The organism is Dyella ginsengisoli (genome assembly GCF_044904665.1).
In the GTDB taxonomy this organism is placed as follows: Bacteria; Pseudomonadota; Gammaproteobacteria; order Xanthomonadales; family Rhodanobacteraceae; genus Dyella_A; species Dyella_A ginsengisoli.
Genome location: NZ_JADIKM010000002.1, coordinates 262,125 through 278,985, shown reverse-complemented (window position 1 = coordinate 278,985; position 16,861 = coordinate 262,125). Strand labels below are relative to the sequence as shown.

At 70.6% G+C, this 16,861-nt stretch carries 16 protein-coding genes; 10 read left to right on the top strand and 6 right to left on the bottom strand.

Annotation, left to right across the window (positions count from 1 at the left end; translation table 11 throughout):
* The first annotated feature begins 88 nt into the window (after positions 1 to 88).
* The 4 genes from ISP17_RS08285 to ISP17_RS08270 all read left to right on the top strand — a co-directional run bounded on the left by ISP17_RS08285 (position 89) and on the right by ISP17_RS08270 (position 5,696).
* Positions 89 to 1,837, top strand: a complete 1,749-nt coding sequence (locus ISP17_RS08285) for a tetratricopeptide repeat protein (protein ID WP_404631975.1) — start codon at positions 89 to 91, stop codon at positions 1,835 to 1,837.
* A gap of 32 nt (positions 1,838 to 1,869) precedes the next feature.
* A complete protein-coding gene (locus ISP17_RS08280) occupies positions 1,870 to 2,715 on the top strand; it encodes an SDR family oxidoreductase (protein WP_404631973.1) in 846 nt (281 codons plus the stop codon).
* Between the two features lie 120 nt (positions 2,716 to 2,835).
* Positions 2,836 to 5,160, top strand: coding sequence for a penicillin-binding protein 1B (gene mrcB, locus ISP17_RS08275; protein ID WP_404631971.1), 2,325 nt, complete (start codon positions 2,836 to 2,838; stop codon positions 5,158 to 5,160).
* Positions 5,161 to 5,165: 5 nt separating this feature from the next.
* Positions 5,166 to 5,696 carry a tetratricopeptide repeat protein gene (locus tag ISP17_RS08270; protein WP_404631969.1) on the top strand — a complete coding sequence of 177 codons (531 nt, stop codon included), beginning with the start codon at positions 5,166 to 5,168 and terminating at the stop codon, positions 5,694 to 5,696.
* On the opposite strand, the gene ISP17_RS08265 is transcribed toward ISP17_RS08270, so the two are convergent.
* Both ISP17_RS08265 and ISP17_RS08260 read right to left on the bottom strand, forming a co-directional pair.
* Entirely contained in the window at positions 5,690 to 6,280 is a 591-nt protein-coding gene (locus tag ISP17_RS08265) for a DUF4166 domain-containing protein (protein WP_404631967.1), read from the bottom strand. The genes ISP17_RS08270 and ISP17_RS08265 overlap by 7 nt on opposite strands.
* Complete coding sequence (locus ISP17_RS08260) at positions 6,273 to 6,509, bottom strand: hypothetical protein (RefSeq protein WP_404631965.1); 237 nt, start codon at positions 6,507 to 6,509, stop codon at positions 6,273 to 6,275. Before ISP17_RS08260 ends, ISP17_RS08265 begins: the two co-directional genes overlap by 8 nt.
* Positions 6,510 to 6,631: 122 nt before the next feature.
* Between ISP17_RS08260 and ISP17_RS08255 the strand changes: the two genes are divergently transcribed.
* From ISP17_RS08255 to ISP17_RS08235, 5 genes are all read left to right on the top strand, one after another.
* Positions 6,632 to 8,593 (top strand): ATP-dependent DNA helicase, encoded by a 1,962-nt coding sequence (locus tag ISP17_RS08255; protein ID WP_404631963.1) that lies wholly within the window; start codon positions 6,632 to 6,634, stop codon positions 8,591 to 8,593.
* Positions 8,594 to 8,608: 15 nt separating this feature from the next.
* Positions 8,609 to 8,980: a VOC family protein gene (locus ISP17_RS08250; protein WP_404631961.1), complete on the top strand. Its 372-nt coding sequence runs from the start codon at positions 8,609 to 8,611 to the stop codon at positions 8,978 to 8,980.
* A gap of 130 nt (positions 8,981 to 9,110) precedes the next feature.
* Positions 9,111 to 10,532, top strand: coding sequence for a sugar porter family MFS transporter (locus tag ISP17_RS08245; protein ID WP_404631959.1), 1,422 nt, complete (start codon positions 9,111 to 9,113; stop codon positions 10,530 to 10,532).
* A 135-nt stretch (positions 10,533 to 10,667) separates the two neighbouring features.
* On the top strand, positions 10,668 to 11,366 hold the full coding sequence (tsaB, locus tag ISP17_RS08240) for a tRNA (adenosine(37)-N6)-threonylcarbamoyltransferase complex dimerization subunit type 1 TsaB (RefSeq protein WP_404631957.1): 699 nt from the start codon (positions 10,668 to 10,670) through the stop codon (positions 11,364 to 11,366).
* 38 nt (positions 11,367 to 11,404) lie between these two features.
* Positions 11,405 to 12,262, top strand: coding sequence for a methyltransferase domain-containing protein (locus tag ISP17_RS08235; RefSeq protein WP_404631955.1), 858 nt, complete (start codon positions 11,405 to 11,407; stop codon positions 12,260 to 12,262).
* Positions 12,263 to 12,271: 9 nt separating this feature from the next.
* On the opposite strand, the gene ISP17_RS08230 is transcribed toward ISP17_RS08235, so the two are convergent.
* Positions 12,272 to 13,321, bottom strand: coding sequence for a YeiH family protein (locus ISP17_RS08230; RefSeq protein ID WP_404631953.1), 1,050 nt, complete (start codon positions 13,319 to 13,321; stop codon positions 12,272 to 12,274).
* A 92-nt stretch (positions 13,322 to 13,413) separates the two neighbouring features.
* On the opposite strand from ISP17_RS08230, the gene ISP17_RS08225 reads away from it, so the two are divergent.
* The gene (locus tag ISP17_RS08225) at positions 13,414 to 14,286 is read left to right on the top strand and encodes a LysR substrate-binding domain-containing protein (RefSeq protein ID WP_404631951.1); all 873 of its coding nucleotides are present in this window, start codon (positions 13,414 to 13,416) and stop codon (positions 14,284 to 14,286) included.
* Between the two features lie 15 nt (positions 14,287 to 14,301).
* On the opposite strand, the gene ptsP is transcribed toward ISP17_RS08225, so the two are convergent.
* The 3 genes from ptsP to ISP17_RS08210 all read right to left on the bottom strand — a co-directional run bounded on the left by ptsP (position 14,302) and on the right by ISP17_RS08210 (position 16,861).
* On the bottom strand, positions 14,302 to 16,044 hold the full coding sequence (gene ptsP / locus ISP17_RS08220; RefSeq protein ID WP_404631949.1) for a phosphoenolpyruvate--protein phosphotransferase: 1,743 nt from the start codon (positions 16,042 to 16,044) through the stop codon (positions 14,302 to 14,304).
* A 162-nt stretch (positions 16,045 to 16,206) separates the two neighbouring features.
* Positions 16,207 to 16,476, bottom strand: coding sequence for an HPr family phosphocarrier protein (locus ISP17_RS08215; RefSeq protein WP_404631947.1), 270 nt, complete (start codon positions 16,474 to 16,476; stop codon positions 16,207 to 16,209).
* A complete protein-coding gene (locus tag ISP17_RS08210) occupies positions 16,469 to 16,861 on the bottom strand; it encodes a PTS sugar transporter subunit IIA (protein WP_404631945.1) in 393 nt (130 codons plus the stop codon). Before ISP17_RS08210 ends, ISP17_RS08215 begins: the two co-directional genes overlap by 8 nt.

The window sequence follows — 16,861 nt, the reverse complement described above, 5'->3', positions numbered from 1 at the left end:
GGCTGGCAGTTGAACGGCGCTGCGAACCGGGGCGGTGCGGCCGAGGTCCGATGCTAAGCTTCGGCGGTTTCATCCACAGCGGCAGATCATGAGCGGACGCAACGACCCGCGCGGCCCGCAAGGGCGCACCGAGCCCACCCTGGGCAACCTCGACGACCTCGATCGCCCGGCCGCGCCCGTTTCGGCGCCCACGGACGACCTGCCGCGCGTCACCATCGATCCATCGCCACGGCGCGGCGCGCCGACACCGGCGTCCCGGGCGCCGTCACCCGAGCCGCCGCCCCGACGCGGCTGGCTGGTTCCGCTGGCGCTGCTGCTGCTGGTCGGCCTGATCACGGTGCTCTGGCTCAATCAGGATTCGCTGCGCGGACTGGTGCCGCGCACCAGCTTCAACGACGTGCTCTCGCGCGCCACCGCCGCGCTCGACGCTGGCCATCTCGACGGCAGCGACGGCACCAGCGCGCGCGAATTGTTCCAGGCCGCGCGCGCGCTGGAGCCGGACAACGACCGCGCGCTGGCCGGCCTGCGCAACGTGGGGCAGGCCGAGCTCGCCCAGGCACAGAAGCAGCTGGCGGCCGGCCAGCTCGACGAGGCCGCGCGTTCCGCTTCCGCGGCGCGCGAACTGCTCGGCGGTGGCGACGAGGTCGACCAGCTCGATCGCCGTATCGCGCAGGCCCGCACCAACGGCGTGCACGCCGACGACTTGGTCGACCGTGCCCGACAGGCGCTGGCCGCCGGCCGCCTCGATGGCGACGACGGCGCCGCCGCGCTGTTCGCCAAGGTGCTCGCCGGTGATCCCGGCAACGCGGTGGCTGCGCACGGGCTGGACCAGGTCGGCGGCGCGTATGCCGACCAGGCGCGCAAGGCGCTCGATGCCGGCGACGCGGTCAACGCCGCCGGCGCCATCGACAAGCTCGCCTCGCTGCTGCCTCGCTACGGCGACCTGCCCTCGCTGCGCGCGCAGCAGGCGCAGGTGCAGCGCGCGCACGACGATGCGGTGAACCAGGCAGTCAGCCAGGGCATGGACGCGCTGCGCGCCGGCCACATCACCGGCAGCGGCGACGACACGGCGCTGGCGCTGTTCCAGAAGGCGCTCGCGCTCGATCCGCAGAATCCCGACGCGCGCGCCGGCCTGGGCAAGGTGGTGCAGGCGCTCACCGTGCAGGCCAACGCACTGATCGACAGCGGCGGCACGGATCAGGCCAGGGCGCTGCTGGACCAGGCCGACGCGCTGGCGCCGAAGTCGGCCGATCTCGCCGCCGCGCGCGCGCGCCTGCGCCAGGACGACAAACAGGCCGCACCGGCTTCGGCGAGCACGGCCGGCACCGTGGCCGGCGCGCCGGAGGCCGCGACGCCGAAACAGGACGCCAGCCTGCTGCCGGCAATGCTTTCACCCGAGCAGCGCGCCAGGGTGGACGCGCTGGTGAGCCAGGCCAGGGATGCGGCGCAGCGCGGCGACATCATGCTGCCGCCCGGCGCCAGCGCGTACGATCTGTACCGCGGCGCGCTGGCCATCGACGGCAACAACACCGCGGCGCGCGACGGCCTGCAGAACCTGCCGGCCGTGGTGGTGCGGCTGTTCAACCAGGCGCTCGACGACGGCCGCCTCGCCACCGCCGGCGACATGCTCGGCAACCTGAGCGATCTGGCGCCCGGCGATCCCAACCAGGACCAGCTGCGCAACCGCCTAGCCACCGCGTGGCTCGATCGCGCCGAGCAACAGCTCGACACCGGCGATCGCCCGGGCGCGGCGCAGTCGCTCGATCGCGTGCGCAAGCTGGCGCCGCAGCATCCGCGCCTGCCGGAGCTGACGGCACGGCTGAATTCGGAGCCGTGAACGCATGACGATGCCGGCATGACGAACCTGATATGACGATCCTGGTGCTGGGCGCCAGCAGCCAGATCGGTCACTTCCTGCTTCCCCGCCTGCATGCGGCTGGCCACGACGTGCTCGCCATCAGTCGGCATGCGCGCGAGGCGGGTGAACACATGCGCTGGATCGTGGGGCAGCTGCCCGACGCGATGCCGCCGGAGCTGCCCGCGCTCACCGGCATCGTGAGCTATGGCCCGCTGCTGCCGTTCGCGCAGTGGCTCGGCCAGGCGAGCTTTGCAGGCACGCCGCGCATCGTGGCGACCAGCTCGATGAGCGCGCAGACCAAGCGCGATTCCGAGGTGGCGGCCGAGCGCGCGATCGCGCAGACGCTGCGCGACGGCGAGGCGGCGCTGGCCGAGGCCTGCAGCAGACGCGGCCTGCGCTGGAACGTGCTACGGCCCACCATCGTCTACGGCGCCGGGTTGGATCGCAGCCTCACACCGATCGCGCGGCGCGCGGCGCGACTGCGCGTGTTCCCGCTGCCGGCCGGGCGCGGCCTGCGCCAGCCGGTGCATGCGGACGACATCGCGCAGGCCAGCGTGGCCGCGCTGCGCGATGGCGCACCCAGCGGCCACGTGCTGCCGATCGGCGGCGGCGAACGGCTGAGCGCCGCGGCGATGTTCGGCCGCGTGCGCGCGAGCCTGCCGGTGGCCACGCTGCCGTTGCCGATCCCGCGTGTGCTGCTGCACATGGGGCAACAGCTCGCGCCGTCGATGCGCGGTCCGCTGGCCCGGCTGGAGCAGGATCTGGTGGCCGACAACGCCGAGCTGATCCGCCTGCTCGGCGTCGAGCCGCGGCCATTCCATCCCGACGCGCGCAGCTGGGGCCTGGCGGCGCGCTGATCGTCATCGCACGCGCCCGATGCTGCCCGCGTTGCGCCACGCAAACCCGGTGCGCATTCATATTCGCGCCGGGCGGCAGGGCCTATCATCGTTTTTCGCCTTGATCCGGAACTCCACGCGTTGGCCTTTCTGACCCGACTTCAATCGTTCGCCCGCACCGCGTGGCCGTGGGTGCGCGTGCCGTTCTGGATCGGCATGGGCCTGTTCTTCGGCTTCCTGCTGCCATACACGCTGATCCTCAACAAGCGAGTGCAGGATCGTTTCAACGACCTGGTATTCGCCGTGCCCACCCGCGTCTACGCGCGGCCGCTGGAGCTGGCGCCCGGCGTGGCGATGACGCCCGCTGCGCTGGAGCTGGAGCTCACCTTCGCCGGCTACAGCAACGACGGCAAGGGCGAGGTGGCCGGCCGCTGGGCGAAGCAGGGCACGCGCTACACGATCGCCTCGCGCGGCTATGCCGGACCGGACGGCGGCGAGTTGCCCAAGCGCATCCGCATCGCGCTCGGCCGCGGGCAGGTGAGCTCGCTGGTGGATGCCGACAGCGGCAAGCCGATCAAGCTCACCCATCTCGATCCCGCGCGCATCGCCACGGTGTACGGCGCGCAGCAGGAAGAGCGTCGCATCGTGCGCCTCGCCGACGTGCCGCCGCTGCTGATCAGCGGCCTGCAGGCGGTGGAGGATCGCGACTTCAAGCACCACATCGGTCTCGATTTCACCGCCATCGCGCGCGCGGCGTTCGCCAACCTGCGTGCCGGCCACACCGTGCAGGGCGGTTCCACGCTTACCCAGCAGCTGGTGCGCAACCTGTTCCTGGATCGCAACCAGAACTTCACCCGCAAGATCAACGAGGCGATCCTCTCGCTGCTGATCGAGGCGCACTACCCGAAGGACCGGATCCTGCAGGCCTACGTCAACGAGGTGTTCCTCGGCCAGCAGGGCAGCCAGGCGGTGCACGGCTTCGCCGCGGCGGCGGAGTTCTATTTCGGTCGCCGGCTGGAAGACCTGCGTCCGCAGGAAATCGCCCTGCTGGTGGGCATGGTGAAGGGCCCGAGCTACTACGATCCGCGGCGTTATCCGCAGCACGCGCTGCAGCGGCGCAACCTGGTGCTGCAGCAGTTCCAGCAGACCGGCCTGCTCGACGCCGCGCAGGCCGGCGCGGCGCAGGCCGCGCCATTGGGCATCGCCGACAACGCGCAGCTGCCGCACAACCGCTTTCCCGCCTTCATGGACCTGGTGCGCAGCCAGATCACCGCCGACTTCGACGACGACACGCTGCGCGCCGGCAATCTGTCGATCTTCACCACGCTGGACCCGGCCGCCCAGCTCTACGCCGAGCAGGCGGTGACCAGCACGATGAAGACGCTGGGCAAGCGCGGCGATCCGGTGCAGGCCGCCGGCGTGGTCACCGATGCCCACACCGGCAGCGTGCTGGCGGTGGTCGGCAGCAAGATCCCGGGCGACACCGGCTTCAACCGCGCGATGGACGCGCAGCGCCCGGTCGGCTCGACGATCAAGCCGTTCGTCTACCTGGTGGCACTCACCGATCCGTCGCAATGGAACCTCGGCACCCTGCTGGACGACGGCCCGATCAGCATGCGCCAGCCCGACGGCACCATGTGGGAGCCGCACAACGACGACAACCAGAGCCACGGCATGCTGCCGATGGTCGATGCGCTGGCGCACTCGTGGAACCTCGCCACCATCCATCTCGGGCTGCAGGTGGGGCTGCCGCGCATCAAGGCGTTCCTCGAGTCGTTCGGCTTCACCGACATCAACCCCAGCCCGTCGCTGCTGATCGGCGCGCAGGACATGGCGCCATTGCAGCTGGCCCAGCTCTACCAGTACCTCGCCTCCGACGGCCACGCGCTGCCGCTGCTGGCGGTGCGTGGCGTGCTCGACGGCAGCGGCCGCACGATCAAGCGCTACGAGGTGCAGCAGGGGCCGGGCGAATACCAGAGCGCCGTGCGCCTCACCACCTGGGCGATGCAGCAGGTGGCGCTGTTCGGCACCGCGCATTCGATCGGCGACTCGGGGCTGGCCTGGCTCAATGCCGCCGGCAAGACCGGCACCAGCAACGACATGCGCGACAGCTGGTTTGCCGGCTTCACCGGCCAGCACCTGGCGGTGTTCTGGATGGGCCGCGACGACAACAAGCCCACCGGCCTGTTCGGCGCCACCGGCGCGCTGCGCGTGTGGCGCGACCTGTTCGCCAAGCTGCCCACGCGCCCGCTGTCGGCCGATCCAGGGCCCGGGCTGGAGCTGGCGTGGATGAATCCCTCCGACGGCAAGCGCACCGACCCGCAGTGCGAGGGGGCGCGCCAGCTTGCCGTGGTGGCTGGCAGCCTGCCGCCGGATACCGAGGGCTGCTTCTGGCAACGGGTGGGTGATTTCTTCGGCGGCAGCCACGACAATCCGCCGCCGCCCAATCCCGCTCCCGTGCAGTAGACCCCATGTCCTTGCGTCGTTCCCTGCGTTTCCTGATTCCCGCGTCCGCCATCGTGCTGGGCGGCTGCGCGCTGTTCGCCGCGCCGCCGCCTCCCGCCCCAGCCCGCACGCCGCGGCCGAACTACGATCTGGTCGCGTCGATCCGCGCCGCCGGCGAGCGCGAAAAATCCATCATCGACGTGACCCCGCTGCGCGATCCGGCGGTCACGACGTTGCAGGAAGGCGCTCGGGCGGACGAGCGCGCCGGCCGCTACCCCGACGCAGCCGCCAAGCTCGACCAGGCGCTCAAGCTCAGCCCCGAGTCGCCCGACCTGTTGCAGGATCGTGCCGAGATCGCCGTGCGCATGCGCGATTTCCCGATGGCCGAAAAGCTGGCGCACCAATCGTGGTCGCTCGGTCCGAAGCTGGGCCCGCTGTGCGCGCGCAACTGGCAGACCGTGGTGGAAATGCGCCTGCAGGCCGACGACGGCGCCGGCGCCGCCAGCGCGCGCAAGTGGGTGCAGACTTGCCACAAGGCCGGCGTCAACCGCTACTGATCGCCATCGTCCGCCAGCTGCAGCAGGCCGCCGTAGCCGAGCACCTCACCCAGCAGCGGCAGGGCGATGCTCACGTCGAACCGATAGTCGCCCGCCTCGATCCGCTTGCCTGCATGCGTCCTTGGCAGCAGCCACAGCGGCAGCGGCCAGCGTCCGAGGCGCGCACCGATGCAGCGCCACTGCCAGCCGCCGTCGACCACGTCCACCTGCAGGCGCAGGGTGATCGCACCGGTTTCCTCGATCCAGCCGCCGTCCGGCCAGCGGCCGTAGGGGCGGAACGTGGAGGCGAAGCGTGCGCCGTCGTCGAAGCGGCGATCCCAGTGCAGGCGGCCATCGAGATGGTGGATGCCCACCTGCAGTCGATGTACGGTGCCGTCGGTCGGAATGCCCAGCTTGCGCGCGAGACGCCGGCCGAAAACGCCGACCAGGCCGCGGCCGAAGCGGATCGTCAGCGGTCCATGCAGCGTGCCGCCGCGGCGGTGCAGGGTCTGCAGCTGCGGATGCAGTTGCCCGAACGCCGACCCGAACCAGCGGCTGACCGCGGTGTCGTCTGTGGCTGATTCCGGCGCGATCGGCTCAGCCATGTAGGTTGTTCCATGCCGCCAGCACCAGCCACAGCGCGAGCAGCGGCAGCAGGCCGGCTGCGCTGATCCAGTCGCTGCGCCGTTCGGCCCGGCGGTAGCCAGGCCAGTGACCGAGCGTCAGCAGCCGCAGCGTGACGCGGCCGAGGTGAAACAGCACGCGCTCCCACAGCAGATCGCCGAGCAGCCATCGGCCCAGATGCAGCAGTCCGTCCCACGCGGCTTCCAACATCGGCGGTCCCTGCAGTGGCGGTACCAAGGCGCAGCGTACCGACAAGCCAGCGGCGCGCAAGCGACGCCGCAGGCAGTCGCCGTGCGCTCGCCGCCTCCGCAGCCCTCCGCCATACTTGGTGGATGATCGATCTCGATGACGCCGCGACCGATGACATCGGTGCGCTGCTCGGCGCCGACGGCCCGTTTGCCCGCGAGCTGCCCAACTTCGCCCCGCGCGCCGCGCAGCAGGACATGGCGCGCGCGGTGGCGCACGCCATCGCCGAGCGCGAGACGCTGATCGCCGAGGCCGGCACCGGCACCGGCAAGACCTTCGCCTACCTGGTGCCGGCGCTGTTGTCCGGTGCGCGGGTGATCGTCTCCACCGGCACCAAGGCGCTGCAGGACCAGCTGTTCTTCCGCGATCTGCCGCGCGTGCGCTCGGTGCTCGGCAGCCGGCTGAAGACCGCGCTGCTGAAAGGGCGCGCCAACTACCTGTGCCTGTACCGGCTCGACCAGACCGTGCGCGACGGCGGCAGCCTGGATGCGGTGCAGGCGAACCAGCTCGCCGCCATCCGCACCTGGTCGGCGCGCACGCGTCACGGCGACCGCATGGAGCTGGCCGAGGTGCCGGAGGAGTCGCCGCTGTGGCCACGGGTCACCTCCACACCGGAGAACTGCCTGGGCGTGGAGTGTCCGTTCTACGACGACTGCCACGTGGTGAAGGCGCGGCGCGAGGCGCAGGAGGCGGACGTGGTGGTGGTGAACCACCATCTGCTGTTCGCCGACCTCGCGCTCAAGCAGGAAGGCTTCGGCGAGATCCTGCCCGGCGCGCAGGCGTTCATCCTCGACGAGGCGCACCAGGTGCCGGAGCTGGCCGGGCAGTTCTTCTCGCAGAGCGTGAGCGCGCGCCAGCTTGCCGAACTCGGCCAGGACACGCTGGCCGAATGCGCTGGCATCACCGGCGCGATCGGCCTGCTGCTGGAGCCGGTGGAAGCGCTGCAGGACGCGTTGAAGAAACTGCGCGCGGCAATGGAGTCGCTGCCGGCGCGCGGCCCGTTCGCCGAGCTGGACAGCCGCGCCGCCGTGCGTGATGGCCTGCACGAGGTGACCGAGCTGGTCGCCACGCTGTCCGACCAGCTGGCCTCGCAGGCCGAGCGCTCGCGCGGCTTCGCCAACGTCTACGAGCGCTCGCTGGCGATCAGCGAGCGGCTGGAGCGCATCGTCGAAGGCCAGGCCGGCGAGGCGCGCGGCATCGATGTGCGCTGGTATGAGCTGTTCCCGCGCGGCTTCGCCATCCACGCCACCCCGCTGGACCTGGCTGCGCCGCTGCGCGCGATGCGCGAGCGCACCCAGGCAGCGTGGATCCACACCTCGGCCACGCTGTCGGTGGGCGGCGAGTTCGGCCACTTCGCGCGTCAGCTGGGGCTGGAAGATCCGCAGACGCTGAGCCTGGAAAGCCCGTTCGACTACGCCACGCAGGCGCTGTGCTACCTGCCGCCGGGATTGCCCGACCCGGCCGCGCGCCACTACACCGACAAGGTGCTCGACGCCGTGCTGCCGGTGCTGCAGGCGTCGCACGGTCGCGCGTTCCTGCTGTTCACCTCGCATCGTGCATTGCGCCGCGCCGCCGAGCTGCTGCGCACGCGCGTGCCGTGGCCGCTGTTCGTGCAGGGCGAGGCACCGCGGCACCGGCTGCTGGAGGAGTTCCGTGCCAGCGGCCACGGCGTGCTGCTCGGCGCGGCGAGTTTCTGGGAAGGGGTCGACGTGGCCGGCGAGGCGCTCAGCGTGGTGGTGATCGACAAGCTGCCGTTCGCCGCGCCGGACGATCCGGTGCTGCAGGCGCGGCTGGAGGCGCTGGAGCAGGCTGGCATCAATCCCTTCATGGGCTGGCAGGTGCCCAGCGCGGCGATCGCGCTCAAGCAGGGCGCGGGGCGGCTGATCCGCGACGTGCGCGATCGCGGCGTGCTGGTGCTGTGCGATCCGCGCCTGCTCGGCAAGGGCTACGGCAAGCTGTTCCTGGCCAGCCTGCCGCCGATGCCGCGCACGCGTGAGCTCACCGACGTGCAGGCATTTTTTCAGGCGCCAGCTTCAGACCACGACTGACACGGGGAGATCGACATGGCCAAGGCAATCGGACTGGGCGGCATCTTCTTCCGCTCGCGTGACCCGCAGGCGCTGGCGCAGTGGTATGCCACGCACCTGGGGCTGGCGGTGGATCCTGCCTACGGCGGCGTGCGCTTCGACGAGGACGCATCGCGGCCCGGATTCACGCTGTGGACGCCGTTCGCGCAGGACACCGGGTACTTCGGCGACGAGGCACAACCGTTCATGCTCAACTTCCGCGTCGATGATCTCGATGCACTGCTCGACCAGTTGCGCGCTGCCGGCGTGTGGGTGGACGAGCAGCGTGAGGACGGCGAGTTCGGCCGCTTCGGCTGGATTCGCGATCCGGAGGGCCGGCGCGTCGAGTTGTGGCAGCCGCCCGGGTAAGCTGCGGCGGGGTGCACCCGGTCGCGATGCGGCTTGGTGCAGTGCAAGGTACATACGTATTCAGGTCGAGCCGGCGCCGGCGGCGTCGCAGAATCGGCCGGACTTCAACATCCAGGGGTGGGGACACACGATGGCAACGATTGCAACTACGGCGGACGCCGAACAGCACGCCACGCTGCGCGTGGTGGTGATCGCGGCGGCCGCCGCGCTGGGTGGCTTCCTGTTCGGCTTCGACACGGCGGTGATCAACGGCGCGGTGGACGCGATCCGCGGCGCGTTCGGGCTGAACGCAGGTGAGATCGGCATCACGGTGTCCTGCGCGCTGCTCGGCTCGGCTGCCGGCGCCTGGTACGCCGGTTCGCTGGCCGACCGCTTCGGCCGCGTGCGCACCATGCAGGTGGCGGCACTGCTGCTGGCGGTCAGCGCACTCGGCTCGGGCCTCGCCTTCGGCGTGTGGGATCTGATCCTGTGGCGCGTCGTCGGCGGCATCGGCGTGGGCGTGGCCTCGGTGATTGCGCCCACCTACATCGCCGAAGTCTCGCCGGCGCGCGTGCGCGGGCGACTCGGCTCGATGCAGCAGCTGGCGATCGTGCTGGGCATCTTCGTGGCGCTGCTCAGCGACGCGTGGCTGGCCGGCACGGCCGGCGGCGCGGCCAACACGCTGGCGTTCGGGCTGGCGGCCTGGCGCTGGATGTTCCTGATCGCGGTGATTCCGGCGCTGATCTACGGCGGCCTGGTGCTCGGCGTGCCCGAGTCGCCGCGTCACCTGGTGGCCAAGGGCAAGCTCGCCGAGGCCAAGAACGTGCTGCGCCAGGTGCTCGGCATGAGCAGCGATAGCGCGCTGGACAAGAAGGTGGATGACATCGCGCACAGCCTGAAGATGGAATACCGCCCGCGCCTGCGCGACCTGCGTGGTCCGACCGCCGGCCTGCTGCCGGTGGTGTGGGTCGGCATCCTGCTGTCGGTGTTCCAGCAGTTCGTGGGCATCAACGTGATCTTCTACTACTCGTCCACGCTGTGGCATTCGGTGGGCTTCAGCGAGGCCGACTCGTTCACCATCACCGTGGCCACCTCGGTGGTGAACGTGTTGGTGACCCTGGTGGCGATCGCGCTGGTCGACAAGATCGGCCGCAAGCCATTGCTGGTGGTCGGCTCGGCCGGCATGGCGCTGACCCTCGGCGTGATGGCGTGGTGCTTCTCGCAGGCCACCGGCACGGGTGCCGACCTGGTGCTGCCGCATTCGGTGGGGCCGGTGGCGCTGGTGGCCGCCAACGCCTACGTGGTGTTCTTCGGCCTGAGCTGGGGCCCGATGGTGTGGGTGCTGCTGGGCGAGATGTTCCCCAACCGCATCCGCGCGATCGCGCTGGCGGTGGCGGCCTCGGCGCAGTGGCTGGCCAACTTCGTGATCAGCTCCACCTTCCCGGCGCTGGCGCAGATCGGCCTGACCTTCGCCTATGGCCTGTACGCGGCGTTCGCGCTGATCTCGCTGTTCTTCGTGCTGTCGGCCGTGCGCGAGACCAAGGGCATCGAGCTGGAAGACATGCAGGGCTGACGCCCGCGCTCTTGCAGGATCGGGCCGGCGCGCCTGCGTCCGGCCCGATATCGTCATCGCGCCCGCGGCGACCCGCCCGGGCGCAGCCATCCGGCCGCGCTGTCATGCCCGTTCCGCCGATGCGAGAATGCGCGCATGAACCTGCTTGCGATCGAAACCGCCACCGAATCGTGCTCCGTTGCCCTCGTGCATGGCGATGAGGTGATCGCGCGCAGCGAACTGGCGCCGCGCCGCCACGCCGAGCTGGTGCTGCCGATGGCCGATGCGCTGCTGGCCGAGGCCGGCATCGGCCGCCACGCACTGGACGCGATCGCGGTGGGCCGCGGCCCCGGTGCCTTCACCGGCGTGCGACTGGGCGTGTCGCTGGCGCAGGGCATGGCGCTGGCGCTGGACGTGCCCGTGGTGACCATCTCCTCGCTTGCCGCGCTGGCGCTGGAGGCGCCCGACGACGACAGCGACGCGGCCATCCTCGCCGTGATCGACGCCCGCATGGGCGAGCTCTACGTGGCCTGCTACCGACGCGACGGCCTCGGCGGCCTGATCGCGCTGGACGACGAGCGGGTCGCCACCGCCGAGTCGCTACTGCTGCCTCCGAGCGATGCCTGGCATGTGGTCGGCAGCGGCTGGGCGACCTACGCCGAGGTGCTGGGTGAACGGCTGGCCGGACGCGTCGTGCGATCGGCGCACGGCGATCGCTTTCCGCAGGCCGTGCATGTGGCGAGCCTCGCGGTGCGCGAGTGTCTCGCCGGCCGGGCGCAGGCGCCCGAACTGGCGCTGCCGGTTTACCTGCGCGACAAGGTGGCGTTGACGCTGGCGGAGCAGGGGCGCCGATGAGCCGCTTCCTCGCGGGCTGGCGGCTGCGCTGAGCCACGATGACCGCTCCGTCCACCCGGCTCGATGTACTGGAACGCGATGCATCCCTGCGCGAGCCCGGACGGCTGCGCGAGCGCAGCGATGCGCTGGACTGGCTCGACACTTGCCTTGCGCTTGGCGTCTCCGCGGCCGGTGACGACGCGGTGCTGCGCCAGCGCATCGAGGCGCTCGCCGCCGAATTGCAGGCGGTGGACGACGCGTTGTCCGCGCAGATCCGCCAGGCGATCCGGCGCGGTGAGGGCGCGCAGGCTCTGCGTGCCTGGATGGCGGCCGCTGCATCCGGTCCCGACGCGGACGATTCCAGCGATCGCTATGACCATCTCGACAACCTGATCAGCGGCGTGCTGGCGATTCGCGAATCGCCGGGGCCGATCACGCCGCTGGACCAGGGCATGGTGTTCTACCAGCCCACGCCGGCGCGGCACATCTTCGACGCGCTGACCCGGCTGGCGCTGGACGAGCACGACGTGCTGGTCGACCTCGGCTCGGGGATGGGCCACGTTCCGCTGCTGGCGGCGATCTGTTCGCCGGCGCGCTGCATCGGCGTCGAATGGCAGGAGGCCTACGTGGCCTCGGCGCGCCGGTGCGCACAGGAGCTTGGGCTGGTGCGGGCGGCGTTCGTGCAGGGCGATGCGCGCCAGGCCGATCTGTCCAGCGGCACCGTGTTCTATCTCTACACGCCGTTTGATGGCGACATGCTGCACGTCATGCTCGACCGCGTCGCTGCCGAGGCGCGCAGCCGGCCGATCCGCCTGTGCACGCTCGGACCGTGCACGGAAAGGGTCGCCCGCGAATCCTGGCTGCGCCCGGTCGGTGCGTGCCGACCGGATCGCCCCGCCATATTCCACGGCCGCTAGCGCGGCCGCTCAGAGCTGTCCCATCGCCAGCTGCACGGCGAGGCTGCTGATCGCCACCGCCGCCCACACGCCCAGCCCGAGCAGGATCGGGCGCACGCCGGTGGAGGCCATGCGGCGCAGGTTGGCCGACAGGCCCACGGCGGTCAGCGCCACCACGATCAGGAACTCGGCCGCCATGTGCAGCGGCGCCTGCAGCGCCACCGGCACGAAGCCGGCCGAACGCACCGCCGAGGCCACCAGGAACCACAGGATGAACCAGGGGAAGATGCGCGACAGCTTGAAGTCGCTGCCGCCGCGGCGCTTCTCGCGCACCGCCACGGCGATCGCCAGCGCAATGCACACCGGGATGATCAATGTGGCGCGGGTCAGCTTGACGATGGTGGCGAAGTCGCCGGCGTCGCGGCTGTAGCTGTAGCCGGCCGCCACGACCGACGAGGTGTCGTTGATCGCCGTTCCGGCCCACATGCCGAAGCCCAGGTCGGACAGGTGCAGCAGGTGACCGAGCAGCGGGAACAGCAGCACCGCGACCAGGTTGAACAGGAAGATGGTGGAGATCGCGAACGCGGTGTCGTGCTCGTCGGGGCGCAGGATCGGCGTCACCGCGGCGATCGCCGAGCCGCCGCAGATCGCGGTGCCCACGCCGATCAGGATCTTCAGGTCGTCGTGCACGCGCAGCCAGCGCCCCAGCGCCCAGGCGGCTACGAAGGCCACGCTCATCGTCACCAGGGTGACCGACAGCGACTGCAGGCCGGTCTTCGCCACCTGGTCCAGGCTCAGCCCGAAGCCCAGCGCGATGATCGACCACTGCAGCACCTGCTTGGAGGCGAACTGGATGCCGGGACGCAGCCGTGTCGGCAGGCTGAGCGCGTTGGCAATGACGATGCCCAGCACGATGCCGATCACCGGGCCGCCGACCAGGGTGAAACGACGCCCCAGCGCGAACGCGGCGGCGGCGATCAGCACCGTCAGCAGCAGACCGGGCAGGCGGGCTGCCAGCGTGGGGGCCGCTGTCTCATTCGCCGGGGAGGTTGCTGGTGCATCGTGGAGAGCCGGGCTCATCGGGGTGTTCCTTGGGAAGGGCCGGGCCATGATCGTCGGAACTTTGAATCAGGAAAACTTGAAATATCTTATTCGTTGTATAAGTTCTACTGATGATCAACATCAGCCCGCGCCAGCTCGAGGTATTCGTGCACGTCGCCACGCTCGGCAGCGTGCGCGCGGCAGCCCAGCAACTGCACCTGACCCAGCCCGCCGCCAGCATGGCGTTGCGCGACATGGAGCATCAGCTCGATGCGCCGGTGTTCGATCGCGAGCGCGGGCGCCTGCACCTCAATGCACGCGGCCGCGAGCTGCTGCCGCTGGCGCAGGAGCTGCTGGAGCGCTATGCCGAGTTCGGCCGGCGCGGCAAGGACGACGTGATGCTCGGCGGCGAGTTGCGCGTCGGCACCAGCAACACGGTGGGCAACTACCGCGTGGGCGAACTGCTCGGCGACTTCATCGGCGCGCATCCGCAGGTGACCGTCCGCCTGCGCGTGGCCAACACCGAGGCGATTGCCGCGGCGATGCTCGATCACGGCCTTGACGTCGGCTGCGTGGAGGGGCCGGTGGCCCACCCGCAGCTGGAGGTGCGCCCGTGGCGCGTGGACAGCCTGGTGGTGTGCGCTCGCCCGGATCACCCGCTGGCCCAACGCCGTCGCCTCGCCGCCGAACACTTCGCTGGGGCGCGCTGGGTGCTGCGCGAGCCCGGATCGGCCACCCGCGTGCTGAGCGAGCGGGCGCTGGGCCAGCTGCCCAGTGGCGAGACCGTGCTGGAGCTCGATCAGATCGAGGCGATCAAGCAGGCGGTGGTGGCTGGCCTGGGCATCGCCTGCCTGCCGGCCGTAGCGGTGAGCGACGCGGTCGCGGCCGGGCGCCTGAAGATTCTCAAGACGCCGTTCCTCGATCTGGAGCGCCAGCTCTCGCTGCTGGTGCATCGCCAGCGCTACCGCAGCGTGGTGCTGGAGGCGTTCCTGCGGACCTTGTGATGGTCCGCGGGGCGGTCAGGCGGGCAGGGCGCTGTCGAGCGTGGCCAGCAGCGCCTCGACCTGTTCGTGGGTGTGCGCACGGATCAGCTGCGGCGCCAGGCGCCGCAGCTCGCTGCGGTCCAGCTCGCCGAGGCGGTCGCGCACCTGCAGGATCTGGCTGGGGTGCATGCTGAACTCGCCCAGGCCCAGCGCCAGCAGCAGCGCGGTGAAGTTCACGTCGCCGCCGATCTCGCCGCACAGGCTCACCGACTTGCCCACGCGCCGCCCGGCGCTGATGACGTGGCAGATCAGTCGCAGCAGCGCGGGGTGGAGCGGGTTGTAGACATTCTCCAGCGCGTCATTGCCGCGATCGGCGGCCAGCACGTACTGCGCCAGATCGTTGGTGCCGATGGCCAGGAAGTCGGCGTGCTCGAGCAGGGCGCGCACGGTGATCGCCGCGGCAGGCACCTCGATCATCGCGCCCAGCGGCAGTTTCTCCGGCAGGTCGATGCCTTCCTGCTTGAGTTCCTGCCGGGCCAGCTTGAACAACGTGCGCACCGCGATCAGTTCGTCCGGCTGGGTGATCATCGGCACCAATACGCGCATCGGCCCATAGCAGGCGGCGCGCAGGATGGCGCGGATCTGCGTGGTGAACACCGCCGGATGGCGCAGCGACAGGCGCACGCCGCGCACGCCCAGCGCCGGGTTGTCCTCGCCACGCAGTGCGATGCCCGCGGCGTCGGCCTTGTCAGCGCCCAGGTCGAGCGTACGGATCGTCACCGGCAGGCCGCCCATGCCCATCACCAGGTCCCGATAGGCAACGAACTGCTCCTCTTCGCTGGGCAGGCCCTTGTGGCGCAGGAACAGGAACTCCGTGCGGTACAGGCCCACGCCGTCGGCGCCGCGGGCGCGGGCCATTGCCACGTCGGTGGCGGATTCGGCGTTGGCCAGCAATTTGATTTCCACGCCATCGCGGGTGCGCGAGGGGGCATTGGCGAGCTTGGCCAGGCGCCGGCCTTCCAGCGCCGCCTCGCGTTGCCAGGCGCGGTAGCGGGAGAGATCCTGCGCGGTCGGATGGACGATTGCCTCGCCCTGCTCGGCGTCGAGCAGGATCAGGTCGTCGTCGTGGATGGTCGACAGCGCGTCGCGCGTGCCTACCAGCATCGGCAGGTCCAGGCTGCGCGCGAGGATCGCGCTGTGTGAGTAGGGGCTGCCCGAGCTGGCGACCACGCCGAGCAGGCCGTGCCCGGCCAGGTGCGCCATGTCGCCCGGCGCGATGGTGTCGGCGATCAGGATCTCGCCCACCCGCGCGGCCAGCTTGCGCTCCTCGGCGGTGGTCTGCCGCTGCAGCGCGGAAATCACCCGGTTGATGACCTGGTCGACGTCCTCGCGCCGGCTGCGCAGGTAGGGATCGTCCATCGCTTCGAACACCGCCGCGATGCGGTCGCGCTGCTTTTTCAGGGCGCTGCCGGCGCGGTAGTGGCCGATGCGGATCATGTCGTCGAGCCCGCGCAGCATTTCCGGGTCGTCCAGCAGCAGGGTGTGCGCGTCGATGAACTCGTTCACCTCGCGTGCCAGTGCGCCGTGCAGCTTGGTGCGCAGCTCACGCAGCTCCTGGCGGGCGGTGTCCAGCGCCAGATGCAGCAGTTCGAGCTCGGCATCGACCTCGTCCTCGCCCAGCGGACGGTTGTCCACCGCATAGCGGCTCGGCTGCACCAGGCGCGCACGGCCCAGGCACATGCCCCTGGCGGCCACGGTGCCGGGCAGGCTCTGCCTCATGCGTCGCCACCGCCCGCGGGGCGACGGATACGTGAGACGCGCGACGACAGCAAGCCAACGTGGGGAGGCGGCTCGACCGGCACGCCGCGACAGCCGCACACGTGCATCGCCGCCGATGCGCGCAGCGTTGCCGTTTCCCGCGTCACGTTTTCAGCCTTCATCTCATCCGCCCTCGTCGAACTTGCGCTCGAACAGGTCGACCACCGCATCCAGTGCGGTCTGTTCATCCGGCCCCTCGGTACGCACGGTCAGTGCGGTGCCGATGCCAGCTGCCAGCATCATCACGCCCATGATGCTCTGGGCATTCACCTCGCGCCCCTTGCTGATCAGCCACACGGTGGATTTGAAGCCCTGTACCAGCTGTACCAGCTTGGCCGAAGCGCGCGCATGCAGGCCGAGCCGGTTGGATACCACGATCTCTTTTTCAAGCATGGTCGATGAAGATTCCTCCGCGGCCACCGCTGGCGGCGATTTCCACCAGTTCGTCCAGCGGCTTGTCCGCATAGTTGAGCACGCGCAGCAGCATCGGCAGGTTGAGCCCCGAAACGCAGCGCAGACGGACCCCGAGCGAGGCCAGCGACAATCCGATGTTGCACGGCGTAGCGCCGTACAGATCGGCCAGTACCAGCACGCCATCGCCGTGGTCGAGCTCGCGGGCGTGGCGCGCGGTCAGCGTGCGCATCACTTCCGGATCGGCCTGCGGCGGCACCTCCACCGCGTCCACGCGCAGCGGCAGCTTGGGCATCACGTGATGCGCCGCGGAAATCAGCGCCCTGCCGACGGATTCATGGGTCATCAGGAGCACACCGACGCTCAT